The 16,607-nt window shown below is 66.5% G+C and carries 14 protein-coding genes; 8 read left to right on the top strand and 6 right to left on the bottom strand.

Going from position 1 to position 16,607, the window contains the following annotated elements; translation table 11 throughout:
- Complete coding sequence (locus GTP77_RS11375) at positions 1-669, bottom strand: winged helix-turn-helix domain-containing protein (protein ID WP_161072280.1); 669 nt, start codon at positions 667-669, stop codon at positions 1-3.
- 26 nt (positions 670-695) lie between these two features.
- Positions 696-1,424, bottom strand: coding sequence for a cytochrome b/b6 domain-containing protein (locus tag GTP77_RS11370; RefSeq protein ID WP_187358686.1), 729 nt, complete (start codon positions 1,422-1,424; stop codon positions 696-698).
- A 232-nt stretch (positions 1,425-1,656) separates the two neighbouring features.
- Here GTP77_RS11370 and GTP77_RS11365 point away from each other — a divergent pair, with 232 nt between their 5' ends.
- Both GTP77_RS11365 and GTP77_RS11360 read left to right on the top strand, forming a co-directional pair.
- Positions 1,657-4,209: a cation-translocating P-type ATPase gene (locus GTP77_RS11365; RefSeq protein ID WP_161072279.1), complete on the top strand. Its 2,553-nt coding sequence runs from the start codon at positions 1,657-1,659 to the stop codon at positions 4,207-4,209.
- 143 nt (positions 4,210-4,352) lie between these two features.
- Complete coding sequence (locus GTP77_RS11360) at positions 4,353-6,605, top strand: carboxy terminal-processing peptidase (RefSeq protein WP_161072278.1); 2,253 nt, start codon at positions 4,353-4,355, stop codon at positions 6,603-6,605.
- A 78-nt stretch (positions 6,606-6,683) separates the two neighbouring features.
- Here GTP77_RS11360 and GTP77_RS11355 read toward each other — a convergent pair whose 3' ends face one another.
- A complete protein-coding gene (locus tag GTP77_RS11355) occupies positions 6,684-7,142 on the bottom strand; it encodes a hypothetical protein (RefSeq protein WP_161072277.1) in 459 nt (152 codons plus the stop codon).
- A gap of 472 nt (positions 7,143-7,614) precedes the next feature.
- Here GTP77_RS11355 and GTP77_RS11350 point away from each other — a divergent pair, with 472 nt between their 5' ends.
- The 4 genes from GTP77_RS11350 (at position 7,615) to GTP77_RS11335 (ending at position 11,692) form a co-directional block, all read left to right on the top strand.
- Entirely contained in the window at positions 7,615-7,782 is a 168-nt protein-coding gene (locus GTP77_RS11350; protein WP_161072276.1) for a hypothetical protein, read from the top strand.
- A 98-nt stretch (positions 7,783-7,880) separates the two neighbouring features.
- Positions 7,881-8,945, top strand: a complete 1,065-nt coding sequence (locus GTP77_RS11345) for an MBL fold metallo-hydrolase (protein ID WP_161072275.1) — start codon at positions 7,881-7,883, stop codon at positions 8,943-8,945.
- A gap of 45 nt (positions 8,946-8,990) precedes the next feature.
- Entirely contained in the window at positions 8,991-9,902 is a 912-nt protein-coding gene (locus GTP77_RS11340; protein ID WP_161072274.1) for a phosphatidate cytidylyltransferase, read from the top strand.
- Positions 9,899-11,692: a bifunctional alpha/beta hydrolase/class I SAM-dependent methyltransferase gene (locus GTP77_RS11335; protein WP_161072273.1), complete on the top strand. Its 1,794-nt coding sequence runs from the start codon at positions 9,899-9,901 to the stop codon at positions 11,690-11,692. The genes GTP77_RS11340 and GTP77_RS11335 overlap by 4 nt, the downstream gene beginning before the upstream one ends.
- Here GTP77_RS11335 and GTP77_RS11330 read toward each other — a convergent pair.
- Together GTP77_RS11330 and GTP77_RS11325 are read right to left on the bottom strand one after the other, a co-directional pair.
- A complete protein-coding gene (locus GTP77_RS11330) occupies positions 11,643-12,260 on the bottom strand; it encodes a CDP-alcohol phosphatidyltransferase family protein (RefSeq protein ID WP_161072272.1) in 618 nt (205 codons plus the stop codon). The genes GTP77_RS11335 and GTP77_RS11330 overlap by 50 nt on opposite strands.
- Entirely contained in the window at positions 12,257-13,447 is a 1,191-nt protein-coding gene (locus GTP77_RS11325) for a phosphatase PAP2 family protein (RefSeq protein ID WP_229202162.1), read from the bottom strand. The genes GTP77_RS11330 and GTP77_RS11325 overlap by 4 nt, the downstream gene beginning before the upstream one ends.
- A 50-nt stretch (positions 13,448-13,497) precedes the next feature.
- Here GTP77_RS11325 and GTP77_RS11320 point away from each other — a divergent pair, with 50 nt between their 5' ends.
- Together GTP77_RS11320 and GTP77_RS11315 are read left to right on the top strand one after the other, a co-directional pair.
- Complete coding sequence (locus tag GTP77_RS11320) at positions 13,498-14,613, top strand: patatin-like phospholipase domain-containing protein (RefSeq protein WP_229202154.1); 1,116 nt, start codon at positions 13,498-13,500, stop codon at positions 14,611-14,613.
- Positions 14,610-15,365: an SDR family NAD(P)-dependent oxidoreductase gene (locus GTP77_RS11315; protein ID WP_161072270.1), complete on the top strand. Its 756-nt coding sequence runs from the start codon at positions 14,610-14,612 to the stop codon at positions 15,363-15,365. Before GTP77_RS11320 ends, GTP77_RS11315 begins: the two co-directional genes overlap by 4 nt.
- A 3-nt stretch (positions 15,366-15,368) precedes the next feature.
- Here the strand turns inward: GTP77_RS11315 and GTP77_RS11310 are convergent, their stop codons facing one another.
- Positions 15,369-16,472 (bottom strand): HAF repeat-containing protein, encoded by a 1,104-nt coding sequence (locus GTP77_RS11310; protein ID WP_161072269.1) that lies wholly within the window; start codon positions 16,470-16,472, stop codon positions 15,369-15,371.
- Positions 16,473-16,607: the final 135 nt, after the last annotated feature.

The following is a 16,607-nucleotide window of genomic DNA, read 5'->3' as shown; positions in this document are numbered from 1 at the left end:
CTAGGGGGCGCTCCGCAACAACATGTAGCCGACGCCGCGCACCGTCTGGATCAGCGTCCCGCCCAGCTTGCGCCGCAGATTGTGGATGTGGACCTCGATTGCATTGCTCTCGACTTCCTTGCCCCAGCTATACAGGTATTGTTCCAGCTGCTCGCGCGAGAGCACTTTGTCCGGATTGAGCATCAGCGCCTGCAGCAAGTCGAATTCCCGGGTCGACAGCGATACCGGCGCGCCGCCCTTGCGCACCATTCTGGCGGCGGCGTCGAGTTCGACATCCTGCGCGCGCAGGCAGGGCTGGATCTGGCCGTGTGCGCGCCGGACCAGCGCCCGCAGGCGCGCGGCCAATTCATACAGGTCGACCGGCTTGACCACATAGTCGTCGGCGCCCAGGTCGAGTCCGCGGATGCGGTCGGGGACGGCGTCGCGCGCGGTCAGGATCAGCACCGGCACCGTCACGCCGGCGCGCCGCACGTCGTCCAGCACGGCCCAGCCATCCTTGACGGGCAGGCCGAGGTCGAGCACCGCCGCCGTGTAAGGGGGCGACACCCGCAGTTCGCGCGCCGCCGCGGCGCCATCCCGCACCCAGTCGACTTGAAAGCCGAGCTGGCGCAGGCCGGCCTGAAGGCCGTCGCCCAATAGCGTATCGTCTTCGGCGAGGAGTATGTGCATGCCCGGATTATCCCACGATTGCCAGCTCAGTCGTCATCGCCGCGGTGCGCGCCGTGCCGCTGCGCCGCGGACGTGGCACCGCTTGCCGGCGCCTCCGCATGACCGGCCTGCCACCACCAGAACGCCAGCACGGCCAGCAATAGCAGCAAGGCGGTGCCGGCGCGCCGGCCCTGTGCCTTCGCACCGGCGTCGGCCCGCTTGCGGCCGGTGAGCATGGCCTTGGCCAGGTTCTCCCGGTGCAGCAGGCTGGCGGCCAGCACGCCGCCAATGTGGACCAGCACCAGGGCCAGCATCAGCTCGGCGATCAATTCATGCCCGTCCTCCATCCATGCGCCGGCGCGGCCGGTGTAGAGCAGCCAGCCTGAACCGGCCAGGGCCATGGTGGTGGCCAGCATCAGCAGGATCGCGACGGCGCCGGCCGGATTGTGCCCGGTGAAATGCTGCGGGCGCGGGCTAAACAGCGAGCGCACATAGCGCAGCGTCGCTCGCGGTCCGCGCACGAAGCTGGAAAACCTGGCGTAGTCGGTGCCGATCCAGCCCCAGACAATGCGGAAGCAGACCAGCGCCGCCATCGTGTAGCCGAGGGTGACGTGGACCGTTCGCCAGCGCTCCATCTCCGCCGTCAAATAGGCGCCCGCGAAGCTGAAGGCCATGAGCCAATGAAACAGCCGGACGGGCAGATCCCAGACCAGCGTCTGATACGGTGGGGAAGCGGAGCCGTTGCGTTCTCCGGGGCGGGCCTGCATGTCGTTCATGGGATGCTCCTGTGCGTTGGTTTGGCCAATCGCGCGCCCCGGCTAAGGGCCGGCGGCGCGTCGGCATAGGCGGATGGTGGCCGCCGGAGATTAAGGAATTCTGAACGCGGCGCCGCGATGCCATCGGCAATCCTTAAGCCGGCCCGCTAAGGATGGCGAGCGCGCAGTGTGTGATACGCTGTCCGCTGGCGCTGCGCGCCAAGGAATTGCTCATCCGAACCGGAGTCCAACGATGGCATTGCACGCTGAGCGGGAAGGTCTGACGGCGGCGGAGGCGGCGGCGCGGCTGCGCGCCGCCGGCCCGAACGCGCTGCCCGCCTCGCCCCCCTTGAACGGCTGGCGCCTGCTGCTCGATGTGGCATCGGAGCCGATGTTTCTGCTGCTGGCCGCCTGCGGCGCGGTCTACCTGATGCTGGGCGACCGGAACGAGGCGCTGATGCTGCTGGGCTTTGTCGGCATCGTGGTCGGCACCACGTTTTTCCAGCAGCGCCGCACCGAGCGCTCGCTGAGCGCCTTGCGCGACCTGTCCTGTCCGCGCGCCCTGGTGGTGCGGGACGGCAAGCAGCAACGCATTGCTGGCCGCGAACTGGTGGTGGGCGACCTGGTTCTGCTTGCCGAAGGCGATCGCGTCCCTGCCGATATCGATCTGTTGTCCGCCGCCAGCCTGAGCGCGGACGAGTCCATGCTCACGGGGGAATCGGTTCCGGTGATGAAGCGCGCGGCCGGCGCGGCGCAAGGCGAAGCCGAACACCGGGTCTATTCCGGCACGCTGGTCACGCAGGGCGCCGCCAGTGGCGTGGTGGTGGCCACCGGCGCGGCAAGCGCGCTGGGGCGCATCGGCGCGTCGCTGGCCGCCATCGGCGGCGAACTGACGCCGATTCAAAGCGAAACCCGCGCTGTCGTCAAGGCCGTCGCCAGCGGCGGCATTGGCCTGGCCTGCGCCCTGGCGCTGGCCTACTGGGCGCTGCGCGGAGATTGGCTGCAAGGCCTGCTCGCCGGGCTGACGCTGGCCATGGCCATCCTGCCGGAAGAGCTGCCGGTGATCCTGACGCTGTTTCTGGGGCTGGGCGCCTGGCGGCTGGGACGCGAGCAGGTGCTGGCGCGCAGCATACCGGCGATTGAATTGCTGGGCGCGACCAGCGTGCTGTGCGTCGATAAGACCGGCACGCTGACGGTCAACCGCATGGAGGTGGCCCAGTTGTGGTCGGAGCAGTCCGGCTACGATTGCCGGGCGGCGGGCGGCGCGCCGCTGCAGGAGGAGCTGCACGGCCTGCTCGAGTACGCGGTGCTGGCCAGCCACCGCCGGGCATTCGACCCCATGGAGTCGGCCATAGTCCAGGCCGGCGCGCGCCTGCTGGCGGATACCGAGCACCTGCATGCCGACTGGGAGCTGATAGACGACTACCCGCTGTCGCCGGGGATGCTGGCCATGTCGCGCGTGTGGCGGTCGCCGGACCGTTCGGCATATCTGGTGGCGGCCAAGGGCGCGCCGGAAGCCATCGCCGATCTGTGCCACCTGGCGCCGGCGCGCGCGGCGGCCATTGCGGCCCGGGCCGCCGCGCTGGCCGGCCAGGGACTGCGCGTGGTCGGCGTGGCGCAGGCGACCTTTCCGGCCGCCGGCCTGCCGGACAACCAGCATGTCTTCGAGTTCAGCTTTCTCGGCCTGGTCGCGCTGCACGACCCGGTGCGGCCGGAGGTGCCGGCCGCCGTGGCGGAATGCCAGGCGGCCGGCATGCGGGTGGTGATGATCACGGGCGACCATCCGGCCACCGCCCAGGCCATCGCGCGCGAGGCCGGGATAGGCGGCGCGTCCGCCGGCGTGCTGTCCGGGACCGAGCTGGCGGCGATGGACGATGCCGCCCTGCAACTGCGGCTGCGGGACACCGCGGTGTTCTGCCGCATCGCGCCGGAACAGAAGCTGCGGCTGGTGCAGGGCTTCCGCCGCCGTGGCGATATCGTCGCCATGACCGGCGACGGCGTCAACGACGCGCCGGCGCTGAAGGCGGCCAGCATCGGCGTGGCGATGGGGGCGCGCGGCAGCGACGTGGCGCGCGAAGCGGCCGCGCTGGTGCTGCTCAAGGACGACTTTTCCTCGCTGCTGCTGGCGGTGCGGCACGGGCGCCGCCTGTTCGCGAACTTGCGCAAGGCGATAGTGTTCATCGTCGCGGTGCACGTGCCCATCGTCGGCCTGTCCATCGTGCCGGTGCTGCTGGGTTGGCCGATGCTGCTGATGCCGGTACACATCATGTTCCTGCAGCTGGTGATCGACCCGGCCTGTTCCATCGTCTTCGAGGCCGAGCCGCTCGAGCCCGACGCGATGACGAGCAAGCCGCGCCGGCCGGATATGCGCCTGTTCGACCGCGAGATACTCCTGCGCGGCCTGCTGCAAGGCGGCGGCCTGTTGCTGCTGCTGGTCGGGCTGTATCTGCAAGTCAGATGGTCCGGCCTATCCGACGACCTGGCGCGCACCTCGGCCTTCGTGGCGCTGGTGCTGGCTGATTTGGGCTTAATCTACAGCAATCGGACCTGGTCGCGGCCGGCTTGGGCGCCGCGCGCGGCAGCTAGCCGCTGGTTTGCCTGGATCAGCCTGGCTGCCGTCCTGCTCCTGGCGCTGGTGCTCAGTTGGGGGCCTTTGCGCAGTCTGTTCGCATTTGCTCAGCCTGGCCCGGCGCAACTGGCTGGCAGCGGCCTGGTTGCGCTGCTGAGCGTGGCTTGGTTCGAGCTGGTCAAGTGGGCGCGCTCCGGGATACCCTCTGCGTCCGCCGTGCCCGAGGCCGGCGGCTGAGGCGCTGCCGGGCGCTTTAATTCAGCCTTAAGGCTAGGCGCCGAAACTGAGCCGTACAGCCGTTGCCGCCGTCCTGCTATCCTGTAGAATAAGGCGCAGCGGGACCCAGTTTTCCATGAAATCAAAGTTTTCGGAGTAAGCCGATGAAGAAGCAGATGTTGTTGAGCGCGATTGCGCTGGCCGTATCGGTACAAGTGGGCGCCGCGGCGCCTGAAAAGGCCGCGGAGATCGTCAAGCCGCAGGCGGTGCAGTCGCAGGCCGCGTTGTGGGCTTCCCACGTCATGACGCGCTATCACTACAAGGCTACCCCGCTGGATGACGCGATGTCGGAGAAGATCTTCGACCGCTACTTCAAGTCCCTGGACGGCGAAAAGCTGTTCTTCGTGCAAGCCGACGTGGACCAGTTCGCCCCCATGCGCACCAAGATGGACGACGCCATCATGTCGGAAAACCTGACGGTGCCGTTCGCCATCTACAACCTCTACCAGCAGCGCTTCAACGAGCGCATCGGCTACGCGCGCGAACTGCTGAAGACCAAATTCGATTTCTCGCTGGACGAGAGCTACCAGATCGACCGGGAAAAGGCCGAATGGCCGAAGACCGACGCGGAAGTGAAAGACCTGTGGCGCAAGCGCGTCAAGAACGACTGGTTGCGCCTGAAACTGGCCGGCAAGGACGACAAGGCCATCCGCGAGACGCTGGACAAGCGCTACGAAAATTACATGAGCCGTTCGCGCAAGCTGAACAATGAAGACGTGTTCCAGATCTTCATGAACGCCTACGCCATGTCGATCGAGCCGCACACCAACTACCTCGGCCCGCGCGCCGCCGAAAACTTCGACATCGCCATGCGCTTGTCGCTGGAAGGCATCGGCGCCCAGCTGCAGCAGCGCGACGACTACACCGTGGTGCGCGAAGTGGTGCCGGGCAGCCCGGCCGCGCTGTCGGGCAAGCTGAAAGTGGGCGACCGTATCGTGGGCGTGGCCCAGGGCGAGTCCGGCAGCTTCACCGACGTGGTGGGCTGGCGCATCGACGACGTGGTGCAGCAGATCCGCGGCGCCAAGGATTCCACGGTGCGCTTGCAGATTCTGCCGGCCGACGCCGGCCCGGACGGCAAGCTGGCGCAGCTGTCGCTGGTGCGCAAGAAAATCAGCATGGAAGAGCAGTCGGCCAAGAAATCCATCCTCGAAGTGCGCGATGGCACGGCCAAGCGCCGCGTCGGCGTGATTTCGCTGCCGACCTTCTACCTGGACTTTGAAGCGCGCCGCAAGGGCGACAAGGACTACAAGAGCGCCACCCGCGACGTGGCCCGCCTGCTGGCCGAGCTGAAGAAGGAAAAAGTCGACAACGTGCTGATCGACCTGCGCAACAACGGCGGCGGCTCGCTGACCGAGGCGGTGGAACTGACCGGCCTGTTCATCGACAAAGGCCCGGTGGTGCAGCAGCGCAATGCGCAAGGCAAAGTGGAAGTGGAGAGCGACACCAACGCCGGCCTGGCATGGGACGGTCCGGTGGGCGTGCTGATCAACCGCAGCTCGGCCTCGGCGTCGGAGATTTTCGCCGCCGCGATCCAGGACTACGGCCGTGGCCTGGTCATCGGCGAACCGTCGTTCGGCAAGGGCACCGTGCAGCAGCTGGTGAGCCTGGACCGCTATTCGCAGGCCGACAAGCCGCGCTACGGCGAACTGAAAATGACGGTGGCGCAGTTCTTCCGCATCAACGGCGGCACGACGCAGCTGCGCGGCGTGGTGCCGGACATCAACCTGCCGTCGATGTCGGACCCGGAAACCTTTGGCGAATCGAGCTATGACAACGCGCTGCCGTGGGTGGCCATCAAGCCGGCGATCTACATTCCCGCAGGCGAGCTGAAGGAGATCGTGCCGCTGCTGGACAAGAAGCACGAGGCGCGCGTGGCCAAGGACAAGGACTTCCAGTACTTGGCCGAGGACATCGCCCTGGTGAAGAAGCAGCGCAAGGACAACACCATTTCGCTGAACGAAGCTGCGCGCCGCAAGGAACGCGACCAGCAGGAAGCGCGCGCCAAGCTGCGCGAGGCACGCCTGCTGAACCTGGTGGCCTCACCGGATGATCCGGTGTTGATCCCGGACGCCAAGGAAGCGCTGAACAAGGCCATCGCGGCCAAGCCGGCCAACGCCAACGCCAAGGCCGCGCGCCAGATTGCGGCAGTGAAGGGCGCGCTGCGCACCGACGACGGCCTGCAAGGCGACGAGCGCAGCCTGAGCGCCGAGCTGGACGCGGAGAAAGCCGCCAAAGCGGCCAAGGACGTGCTGCTGAATGAAGCGGTGCACATCCTGGCCGACGAAGTGGGCCTGCTCAAAACCGATACCCGACTGGCCTCCCGCGTGCTCCCATACGCAGCCGACGTGGGAAAGTAAGTATTTTTGCCAAGTTATACGCATCATTTATTTCTATCATCACCAATATAAAGTAGAAATATATGATGCGCTACGGCATCATAGTCCTGTCTCCTCTATTCTCCTCAAAGAGATTAGATTTAGCCCGCTCCCGTAGCGGGCTTTTTTTTGTCGATGCGGCGCGGCATCCGGTTCGCGCAGGCAGCCCAGCAGGGCGGCCAGGCACAGCAGCAATCCGATGCCTTTGACGGCGGCGACCGCCGCTGAGGAAATAGGTGCCGGGTCGGGCTGGTCCAGGGTGAGCAGCTGCCACATGAAGCTGTTGTAGCCCATGCCGCACGCTGCGCCCCACGCCGCCGCGAGATAGAGGCGGCCGCGGCGCGGATCGCGCCGGCATAGCGCGGCGGCATACAGCAAACTCCCGCCCAACAGGAAGTCGTCCAGCAGATGGGGAATCACGGCCGCGCTGCCAAGCTGCCCGCTGCGCCGTACCAGTTCAGCCAGCGGAAGCAAAATTCCAAAGATGAGGGCGAGGCGGCGGCTGAAGGCAATAGACATATTTGTTTTGGCTATGACTGTCATTGGAAAGATAAAGTAGATTTATATGCTGCGACGCGGCATGATTACACCTGTCTCCTCTATTCTCCTCCAAGAGATTAGATTTAGCCCGCTCCTTGAGCGGGCTTTTTTTTTGCCAGCGTCAGACCGGCGCGCGCCACTCGCCCAGGTAGTTTTGGGGATGTGACGGGAGCAGGTCGTTCTCGCAAGGTTTTCCGTGCGGATGCAACCGGCGATGAGTTCAGAGCGTCGGAATGGCATCTGGATGACCCACGGTACGTGTTTCAGTTCGGCGAGGCCCTGGGAGATGTAGTGGCGCAGCATTTCCGGGTGAATCCAGCGATTACGCAATACTTCTACATGGCCGTTTCTGCAGTGCTGGACAGGTTTTATGCTAGAATTTTCAAGCAGTTACCTATGAACGGTGTGCTTTCCGTGTTCAAAGCGATAGAGTGTCCTTTAGGAGAATTTCATGGCTTCCAAAGAAGATAAATTGCTGAAACCGGAATTGTTGAATTTGAAGCGTTCCAGCGCGTTGAGAACTGCGCATTTGATGACTGCTGCGTTGGCTAGTGGAGACTTGACGCGTTCGAAAGACGTCCCAGAAATTTCTCGGCCCATCCGGCCAATCGGACAATAGATGTAGCCCGCTCCCTGAGCGGGCTTTTTTTTACCTTGCCGCCTGGCATGGCCGTCGCCCTTTGCTATCATTCGAGGAATAACAACTCAGGGACGACCATGATTTTCCGCCAGCTATTCGATCCAACCTCGTCCACCTACACCTACCTGCTCGGCGACGGCGGCGAGGCCGTGCTGATCGACCCGGTCTACGAACAGGTGCCGCGCGACTTGGCGCTGGTGCGCGAGCTGGGCTTGCGCCTGCTGGCCTCGCTGGACACCCATGTGCACGCCGACCACGTCACCGGCGCCTGGCGCTTGCACCAGAGCTGCGGCAGCGGCATTGCGCTGGCGGCGGCGGCAGGCGCCGAGCTGGCGGACCGGCCGCTGCGGCACGGCGACCGCATCCAGTTCGGCAGCCGCTACCTGGAAGTGCGCGCCACGCCGGGCCATACCAGCGGCTGCCTGACCTTCGTGCTGGACGACCAGAGCATGGCCTTCACCGGCGACAGCCTGCTGATACGCGGCTGCGGCCGCACCGATTTCCAGGGCGGCAGCCCGCAGGAACTGTTCGCCTCGGTGCGCGGCCAGATCCTCACGCTGCCCGACAACTGCCTGCTCTATCCCGCGCACGACTACCGTGGCATCACCGTCACCAGCGTGGCCGAGGAGCGCCGCTTCAACCCGCGCCTGGGCGGCGACGTGGACGAGGGCGATTTCGCCGGCCATATGAACAACCTGAACCTGCCGCATCCCAAGATGATCGCGGTGGCCGTGCCCGCCAACCTGCGCTGCGGCCAGCCCGAGGGCGGGACCGAGCCGCCCGATACGCCGGCCTGGGCGCCGCTCACGCTGCGCTTCAGCGGCGTGTGGGAAATCGAACCGATGGCGCTGCTCGAGCATGCCGACCAGGTGCAGATCGTGGATGTGCGCGAGGCGCCCGAGTTTATCGACCGCCTTGGCCATCTGCGCGGCGCGCGCCTGGTGCCGCTGTCGCAGCTGATGTTCAAGCTGGACGAATTCGACCGCGAACGTCCCATCGTTGCCGTGTGCCGCTCCGGCGTGCGCTCGGCCCAGGCCAGCGTGCTGCTGACCAAGGCCGGCTTCAAGCAGGTCGCCAACCTGGCCGGCGGCATGCTGCGCTGGAAGACCGAAGCGCTGCCTGTCGCGCAGGACGTTGTCTAAAGGAAAATTTAACGTATAATTGCCTTTCAAGCAATTGAGGCGATTATGCAAGCACTGCTTTCTCTGCTGGGCACGGAAATCCTGACCGCGCTCGGTATGCTGTATCTGATGCTGGGCATGGCTTCGCTGGGCGTCGGCCTGAAGCTGCGCGCCCGCCCGCAGAGCAGGCTCAGGCTGCAAGTCAACGCCTGGTGGGCCATCTTCCCGGTGGTTACGCTCAGCCTGCTGCTGCACCCGGCGGGCGCGCCCTTGCTGGCGCTGCTCATCGGCGTGCTGGCGCTGCGGGAGCTGGCGCCGTTTGCCGGGCAGGGCGGCGCGGTGCGCTTTACTTGGCCCGCCGGGGCCACACTGGCCGCCACCATCACCTTGATTTTTCTCAAACCTCAGGCAATTGCGCTTGCGCTGGCCATTGCCATCCTCATAACACTGGTATATTTCCTCTGGTTACGCAGCACGGTTTCGCTGTTGTGGCTGCTGTGGCTCATGCTGTGCTTTGGCGTCAGCTTTTTGCCGCGCTACGACATGCTGCCGCTGGCGCCGCATCAGCGGCTGGCCTGGCTGTTTTACCTGTACGTGCTGACCGCGCTGAACGACGTGGCGCAGTTCATCAGCGGCACGCTGTTCGGACGGCACCGTATCGCGCCGGGCATCAGTCCGAACAAGACCTGGCAGGGGCTGCTGGGCGGCGTTGCGGCAACGCTGCTGCTGTCGCTGGCGCTGGGCAGCTATCTGCACCTGGCGCCGGCGCGCCAACTGGCGGGCTATGCCGTGCTGCTGTCGCTGGGCGGGTTCTGCGGCGACCTGATGTTCTCGGCCGCCAAGCGCGTGCTGGGCGTGAAAGATTTTTCGCATCTGATACCTGGCCACGGCGGCATGCTGGACCGGGTGGACAGCCTGGTGGTCACCGCGCCGCTGCTGTATTTTCTGATTACCTACGCTCAAGGGATGCCCGCATGAAAGCTGAACGCTCACTGGCCTGGCGCACGACCGAATCCGGTTTCGACTGCAAGGATGGAACGCGGCTGTTCTACCGCGCCTGGGAACCGCTGGCGCCGCGCCGGGACGGGCCGCAGCGCGCGCTGGTCTTCCTGCACCGGGGCCACGAGCATTCCGGCCGCATCCAGCCGCTGGTCGAGCAATTCGGCTTTGCACAGGACCACGCCTTTGCCTGGGACGCGCGCGGACACGGCTACTCGCCGGGAGAGCGCGGCGACGCCCCCAGTTTCGAAGCCCTGGTGGAAGACTTCGACACCTTCATCCGCCACATCCGCGACGCGCACGGCTTTGCCGAGGAAAACATCCTGGTGGTGGCCAACAGCGTCGGCGCGGTCATCGCCGCCACCTGGCTGCACGACTACGCGCCGCGCGTGCGGGGCGTCATCATGGCCGCCGCCGCCTTCGAGATCAAGCTCTACGTACCGCTGGCCAAGCCCGCGCTGCGTTTCGCACGCCGCTTCAAGCCCGAGCTGTTCGTCACCAGCTATATCCGCCCCGGCATGCTGACGCATTCGCCGCAGGAGGCTGCCGCCTACGCGGCCGATCCGCTGATCGCCAAGGCCATCTCGGCTTGCGTGCTGCTGGGCTTGGCGGACACCGCGCAGCGCATCGTGCACGACGCCGCCGCCATCGATACGCCGGTGCTGATGCTGGCCGCAGGCAAGGACTTTGTGGTGAAGGAAGCGCCGCAGCAGGTCTTCTTCGACCGATTGTCCTCGCCGCTGAAGCGCTACGTGCGCCTGCCGGACGCCTTCCACGCGCTGTTCTACGAGCAGGACACCAGCGTGGCTCTGCATGAAAGCCGCCAGTTCGTCGAGCAGTGCTTCCAGCGCGCACCGTGGGCGCCGTCGCATTACCTGAATGCCGACCGCGACAGCCATAGTGCGCGCCGCTACGCCGCCATGCAGGCCGGCGAGAGCTGCGGCGCGCTCGCCAAGGCCTGGTTCGGCATGCAGCGCGTCATGCTGGGCACGCTGGGCGGCGTGAGCGACGGCATGAAGATAGGCCTGGAACACGGCTTCGATTCCGGCGCGTCGCTGGACTATGTGTACCGCAACCAGGCCGGCGGACGATTCATCATGGGCAAAACCATGGACCGGGGCTATCTGGACGCGGTGGGCTGGCGCGGCATCCGCCTGCGCAAGCGCCAGTTGCAGCAGATGCTGGGCGAGCGCATCGCCGCGCACACGGGCGATGGGCCGCTGCGCATCCTGGATATTGCCGCAGGCTCCGGCCGCTACGTGCTTGAAACCGTGAAGCGCTTCCAGGACAAGGACATCCAGGTCACCCTGCGCGACTACACGCAGCACAACATGGACCAGGCGCGCGTGCTGGCCGAGCAGTTGCAACTGCGCGCCAGCGTGGACTTCCAGCTGCGCGACGCCTTCAGCCCGGACAGCTACCGCGCCGCCGAAGGCGAGTACGATATTGCCATCGTGTCCGGCCTGCATGAGCTGTTCAGCGACAACGAGCCGGTGTGCGCCTCGCTCAAGGGCATCTTCAGCGTGCTGCGGCCGGGCGGCTATCTGATTTATACCGGCCAGCCCTGGCACCCGCAGCTGGATATGATCGCTCTCACGCTGACCAGCCACCGGGGCACGCCGTGGCAGATGCGGCCCCGGCCGCAAGCTGAAATGGACGGCCTGGTGGCCTATGCGGGCGGGCGTAAGATTGCCACGCGCATCGGCCTGGAGGGCATTTTTACGGTGTCGCTGGCGCAGAAGCCCGCAGCGCCTGGCGCAGGCGGTTGAACACGGTCCACACGGACAGGGCGATCACCAGCACCAGTATGCCGTTCAACAGCAGCGGCGCGGCCTGGTAGCCGATCAGCAGGGCAATCAGGCCGAACCAGAAGGCGCGGTCGCTCTTGCCCATCGGCCCGTCGAAGCGGCGGGCGGCGCCCACGCTGAGCGCCAGCACGCCCGTGAACTCGGCCAGCAGCGCGCCCACCACGCACAGCACCACCAGCGGCGCGTGCAGCGCGGCGGCCAGCATGAAGGGCAGGTAGAGCGCGGCGTCGGACACCTGGTCGCAGAGTTCGTTGAGCAGCGTGCCGAGGCGGGTTTTCTGGCCGGTGGCACTGGCCAGCATGCCGTCGATGGCGTTCAGCGCCATGCGCAGCAGCAGGAAGGCGGGCAGGCCCAGCCACAAGCCTGCGCAATCAGGCTGCCACGTGAGCGCGGCGCCGTAGGCCACGGACAGCAGCATGGTGACCAGCGTGATCTGGTTCGGCGTTACGCGGCAGCGCACCAGCGCGCGCATCAGCGGCTGCAGCAGTTGCTGGAATTTGGGCTTCAGCTGGTAGATCGAAAAGCTCATTGCTGGGAATACTCCTTGTAAAGCTGGGCGATATGGCGGCTGCGCTGGTAGCCCATGGCGCAGTGCAGATAAATATCGCGGCCCTGGGCGGCGTGGGCTGCGATGGCGGCCAGGATGGGCTGGACTGAGCGCGCATCGAGCGCATGCAGGTCCAGTAGCGGGAAGTGATGGTAGGGGCGGTTGCGCAGTGCCTTTGTTTCGCTCAGTTCGTTGGCCAGGTCGATGACGGCGCATCCGGCGGGCAGGCGGGCCGCTTCCGCATTGCTCAGGCGGCGGCCCACCCACAGGCGCTCGCTGTGCCGGTCGAAAGGCGGACGGTGCCGCTCGCGCCAGCGCACCAGTTGCCATGTCAGCAGATAGCCGCCCAGGTAGGGCGCGTACAGCAGCCAGACCCACAGCGGGTAGCGGCCCTCGTGCTTGTGGAGGAAGGCGGCATGGCGGCGATGGTAGGCCCACGCCACCAGCAGCAGGCTGGCGCACAGGTACAGCCACCACAGGCCGCCCAACGCGAACCACGCCAGCAGTGAGAGGCCCGCCATCAGCGTGTAGCTGAAGGCGACGGGCTCGGACGCGCCGGACGCGGCCTCGGGCAGCAGGCGTATGGCAAGCAGGCCGAGCAGGGCGCCTGCGGCGACGTCGGCCAGATGGTGCTGATAAGTGAACACGGTGGCGGCCGCGACGAGCAGCAGCCAGGCGGCCAGCGCGGCCTGCTGTGTGCGGCCTCCTGCAAAGCGGCGCAGCGCGGGCCAGAAGATCACGCAGTAGGCCACGTGCAGCGATGGCAGCTGGTTGTAGGGCTGGTCCATGGCGGACAATTGCGCGAACAGCCAGGCGGGCAGCGGAGCGTCCACAAGCGGCCGCAAGTAGCTGAAACGCAGCGGGAAGGCGGCGAACACCAGGCAGGCGGCCACAGTGGCAAACGCCACGCGGCGGCTCAGCGCGGACAGCCTGGCGCGGCTGTCCGTCAGCAGAAAGCTGAGTCCGAACAGCAGGCCGGACGTCATATAGGGCAGCACCATCCACGGCAGAAAGGGTACGGCCGCGTCCCACGGCAGGGCCACGCTGCGGGCGGCGCCGGAGCGTTCGGCAAGGTGGTTGGCCAAGGGGTAACATAGCCCGAACAGCGCGCCATTGAGCGCAAGCTGTGTCACGCGCTCGCGCATGCTGGGCACCGCCACCGGATTCATGGTCAAGCTGTCCTTGTTATTAACGATGTAATTGATGCATTATGGCACGCATGATGCAAGCACAACCAGACCAAAGGCAGGAACGGCCCGAACCATACCAGCGCTGCATGGTGCTGGCCGGCGGCGGTTTCCGTTTCGGCTACTACCTCGGCATGCACGCCGCCGCCGTGGACGCGGGCCAGGAGCCGGACCTGCTGCTGGCTACCTGCGGCGGCGCGGTGGCCGGCGCCATCATCCGCAACCTGCCGGACAGCGCGTCGCGCAAAGCCTGGGTGGCTTCGCCGCAGATGTACGAGTTGTTCTGCGGCCTGCAGCCAGGGCCGCGCGCTTCGCCGCTGCGCGCGCTGGCCAACGTGGCGCTGCGCCGCCTGCATCCGGGCAAGGCGGCCCGCCTGCCGGACCTGTTCCAGGATTACCTGTTCGAGATCCCCGCCGTGCTGCCGTTGCCTCCGGCGGCCGGGCAGGGCGGCGCCGCGCTGGCCATCCTGGGTGGCAAGATGCTGTTCGGCGAGCACGAGGTGGGCCAGCCCAGGCTAGGGCGCCAGTTGTACGGCGTAACCCTGTTCTGCGGCAGCCGCACCGCCGCGCTGGCTGAGGGCCTGCCATCGGCCATCGGCAGCGGCGGCTGGACGGATGCGGTGGCGCCCGAGCTGCGGGTCGATTCCACCATGCCGCTGGCCGACGCCGTGCGCATTTCGATCTCCGATATGTATTACTTCCGCTGCCACTCGGTTGGCGCCGAAGACTATACCGGCGGCGTGGTGGACCTGTTTCCTGTTGAGCTGGCGCGCAGCCTGGCGCGGCACGTCACCATGGAAATGAAGCCGCCCTACGACCAGCTGATGGCCATTCCGGCCTTACGCACCGTGTTCGGCTTCGACGGCAACCAGCGCATGCGCCATGTGCACGGCCAGCCGGTGGACGTGTGGGTGGATACCAGCGACGTTGGCATCGCCCTGCGCGGTAACGGCATCCAGAAGCGCGTGGACTGGCTGCGCAACCGCGTGCGGCTGGTGGCGCCAACCAGTTATGCGCGCTACGTTGAGGAGGTGGAGGCGCAGTGGCAGTATGGCTACGCGCGCGCCGCCGAAGCCTACGCGCTGGCCGCCCAGGGCCGCAGCCCAGCCATGCGCCGCGCCACGCGCCACAACAAGGCGCTGGCATGAAGGTGATGATTATCGGCGGCACCAGCGGCATAGGCTTGGGTTTGGCGCAGCACTACTGGATGCAGGGCGCGCGCGTGGCAATCTGTGGGCGGCGGCCTGAGAAGCTGGACGGTGTGGCGTTTGCGCGGGACAGCCGCGTCAGCATCCATGTGTGCGATATCTCGGACCGCGCCGCTGTGGCGCGCACGGTGGCCGAAGTGGTTGCGCTGCCGGATGCTGCCCACGATGGCCAGCTCGACCTGCTCATCGTCACCGCCGGCCAGTACACCGACGCCGCCGCAATCGCGCGGGACCGCAGCAGCGTGCTGCCGGTGCTGCGCGTGAACGTGGGTGGCCTGGATAACGCCTTCGCGGCCGCCTCGGATGCCATGATGGAACGGGGCCAGGGCCATCTGGTAGCGGTCGCCTCCATCGCCGGCCTGCAGGACGACTATCCGAACGGCTCCCTCTACAGTGCCAGCAAGCGCGCGGCCATCGCCATCTGCGGCGCCTACCGCAAGGCGCTGGCGCCGTTCGGCATCGCCGTCACCGTCATTGTGCCGGGCTATGTGGATACCGCACGCCTGCGCGAGCTGAACCACGGCGACGCCAGCCACAAGCCTTTCCTCCTGTCCGAGCAGGAGGCCGTGCAGCGCATCGCCGCCGCCATCGCGCGGCGCGACGAGCGCTGCGTGTTCCCCTGGCAGCTGCACGCGCTGGTCCGCCTGTTCAACCTGCTGCCCGCTTTCCTCAAGCGCGCGCGGAAGAAGTAAGCCTCAGTAGCGCGCCAGCGCAATGCCGCGATAGCGCCGGCGCAGCAGCATCAGCGCCACGGCGGTGCCGACCGCCATCGTCATCATGCCCATGAACTCGCGGTGGCCCTTGGGCACCACCGGCACCATGTCCGAGCGCATGGTGGCCGCCGCGTAGCGCTTGCTCAGATAGGTTGCCCCAGCCACGATTTCCTCGTCATTGATGGCGTTGGTCAGGTATAAACCCTTGCCCGCTTGGTGCACCGCCATCTTGCCGTCGCGGTAGACGAAGGAGCGGCGCTCGTCGCCGATCAGGATAGTGCCCACCACGTGGCCCGCAGCGTTGATGCCGGTGGCGTAGCTGTTGCCGTAGCCGATGAGCGCGCCCAGGTCCACCATTTTGCTGCCGTCGTGCAGGAAAGCGTGCCAGCGGCGGTTCGGCATTTCGGACGCGCCCACCACCATGCCCGCGTCGTTCACGCCGGTGGCTGCGCTGGAGCGCCCGCCCAGCGTGCCCAGGTCCGTCATGCCCGCGCCGGGACGGTGGATGAAGGCGCGCCGGTAGCCGTCCGGCAGCGCTGCCGTGCCCACCACCACACCACTGTTGTTGATGCCGGACGCGTAGCTGATATTGCCGCCCAGCGTGCCGAGGTCCACCATGCGGCCTTGCGCGTCCAGCACGAAGGCGCGGAAATAGCCGTCCGCCGTGTCGGCGAAACCGGCGGCCTGGCCCGACGCGTTGACGGCCGTGCCGTAGCTGCTGCCGCCGCCCAGTGTGCCCAGGTCGCGCATGCGCTCGCCCTTTCGCACCAGGAAAGCGCGCCAGTGGCCCTTGCCGTCCTGCGCCGAGCCCACCACCACGCCGTCGTCGTTGATGCCCTTGGTGTAGCTGTCGCTGCCGCCCAGCGTGCCCAGTTCCAGCACGCCTTTGTCGTACAGCACCGCGCGCTGCTTGCCGTCCTCGTCCTCGATCACGGCCGCCACCTGGCCGTTGGCGTTGATATCGACCGCGATGCTGGCCTCCTTGCTGTTGGCGGCAAAGCCCGGCAACTGCTGCACTTTGGCGGCGGCGCCGGCGCTGCACAGGCTCAGCGCGAGGGCGAGAGGAAGCAGGGAAATCTTCAGCATGGCTGTCTCCGGCGTGTGGGTTGCAAGATCGCCAACTATAGCATCCGCATCACCTTTTCGGTTAAGCTCATCATTCATTCCTGGATGGGTAGTAACGTGGCGGCAAATCAGAATCGGCAGCATCAAAGAAAACAT

The organism is Pseudoduganella aquatica, from assembly GCF_009857595.1.
GTDB lineage: Bacteria > Pseudomonadota > Gammaproteobacteria > Burkholderiales > Burkholderiaceae_D > Rugamonas > Rugamonas aquatica_A.
The sequence above is the reverse complement of the archived record's forward strand: the minus strand, read 5'-3'. Positions and strand labels throughout refer to the sequence as shown.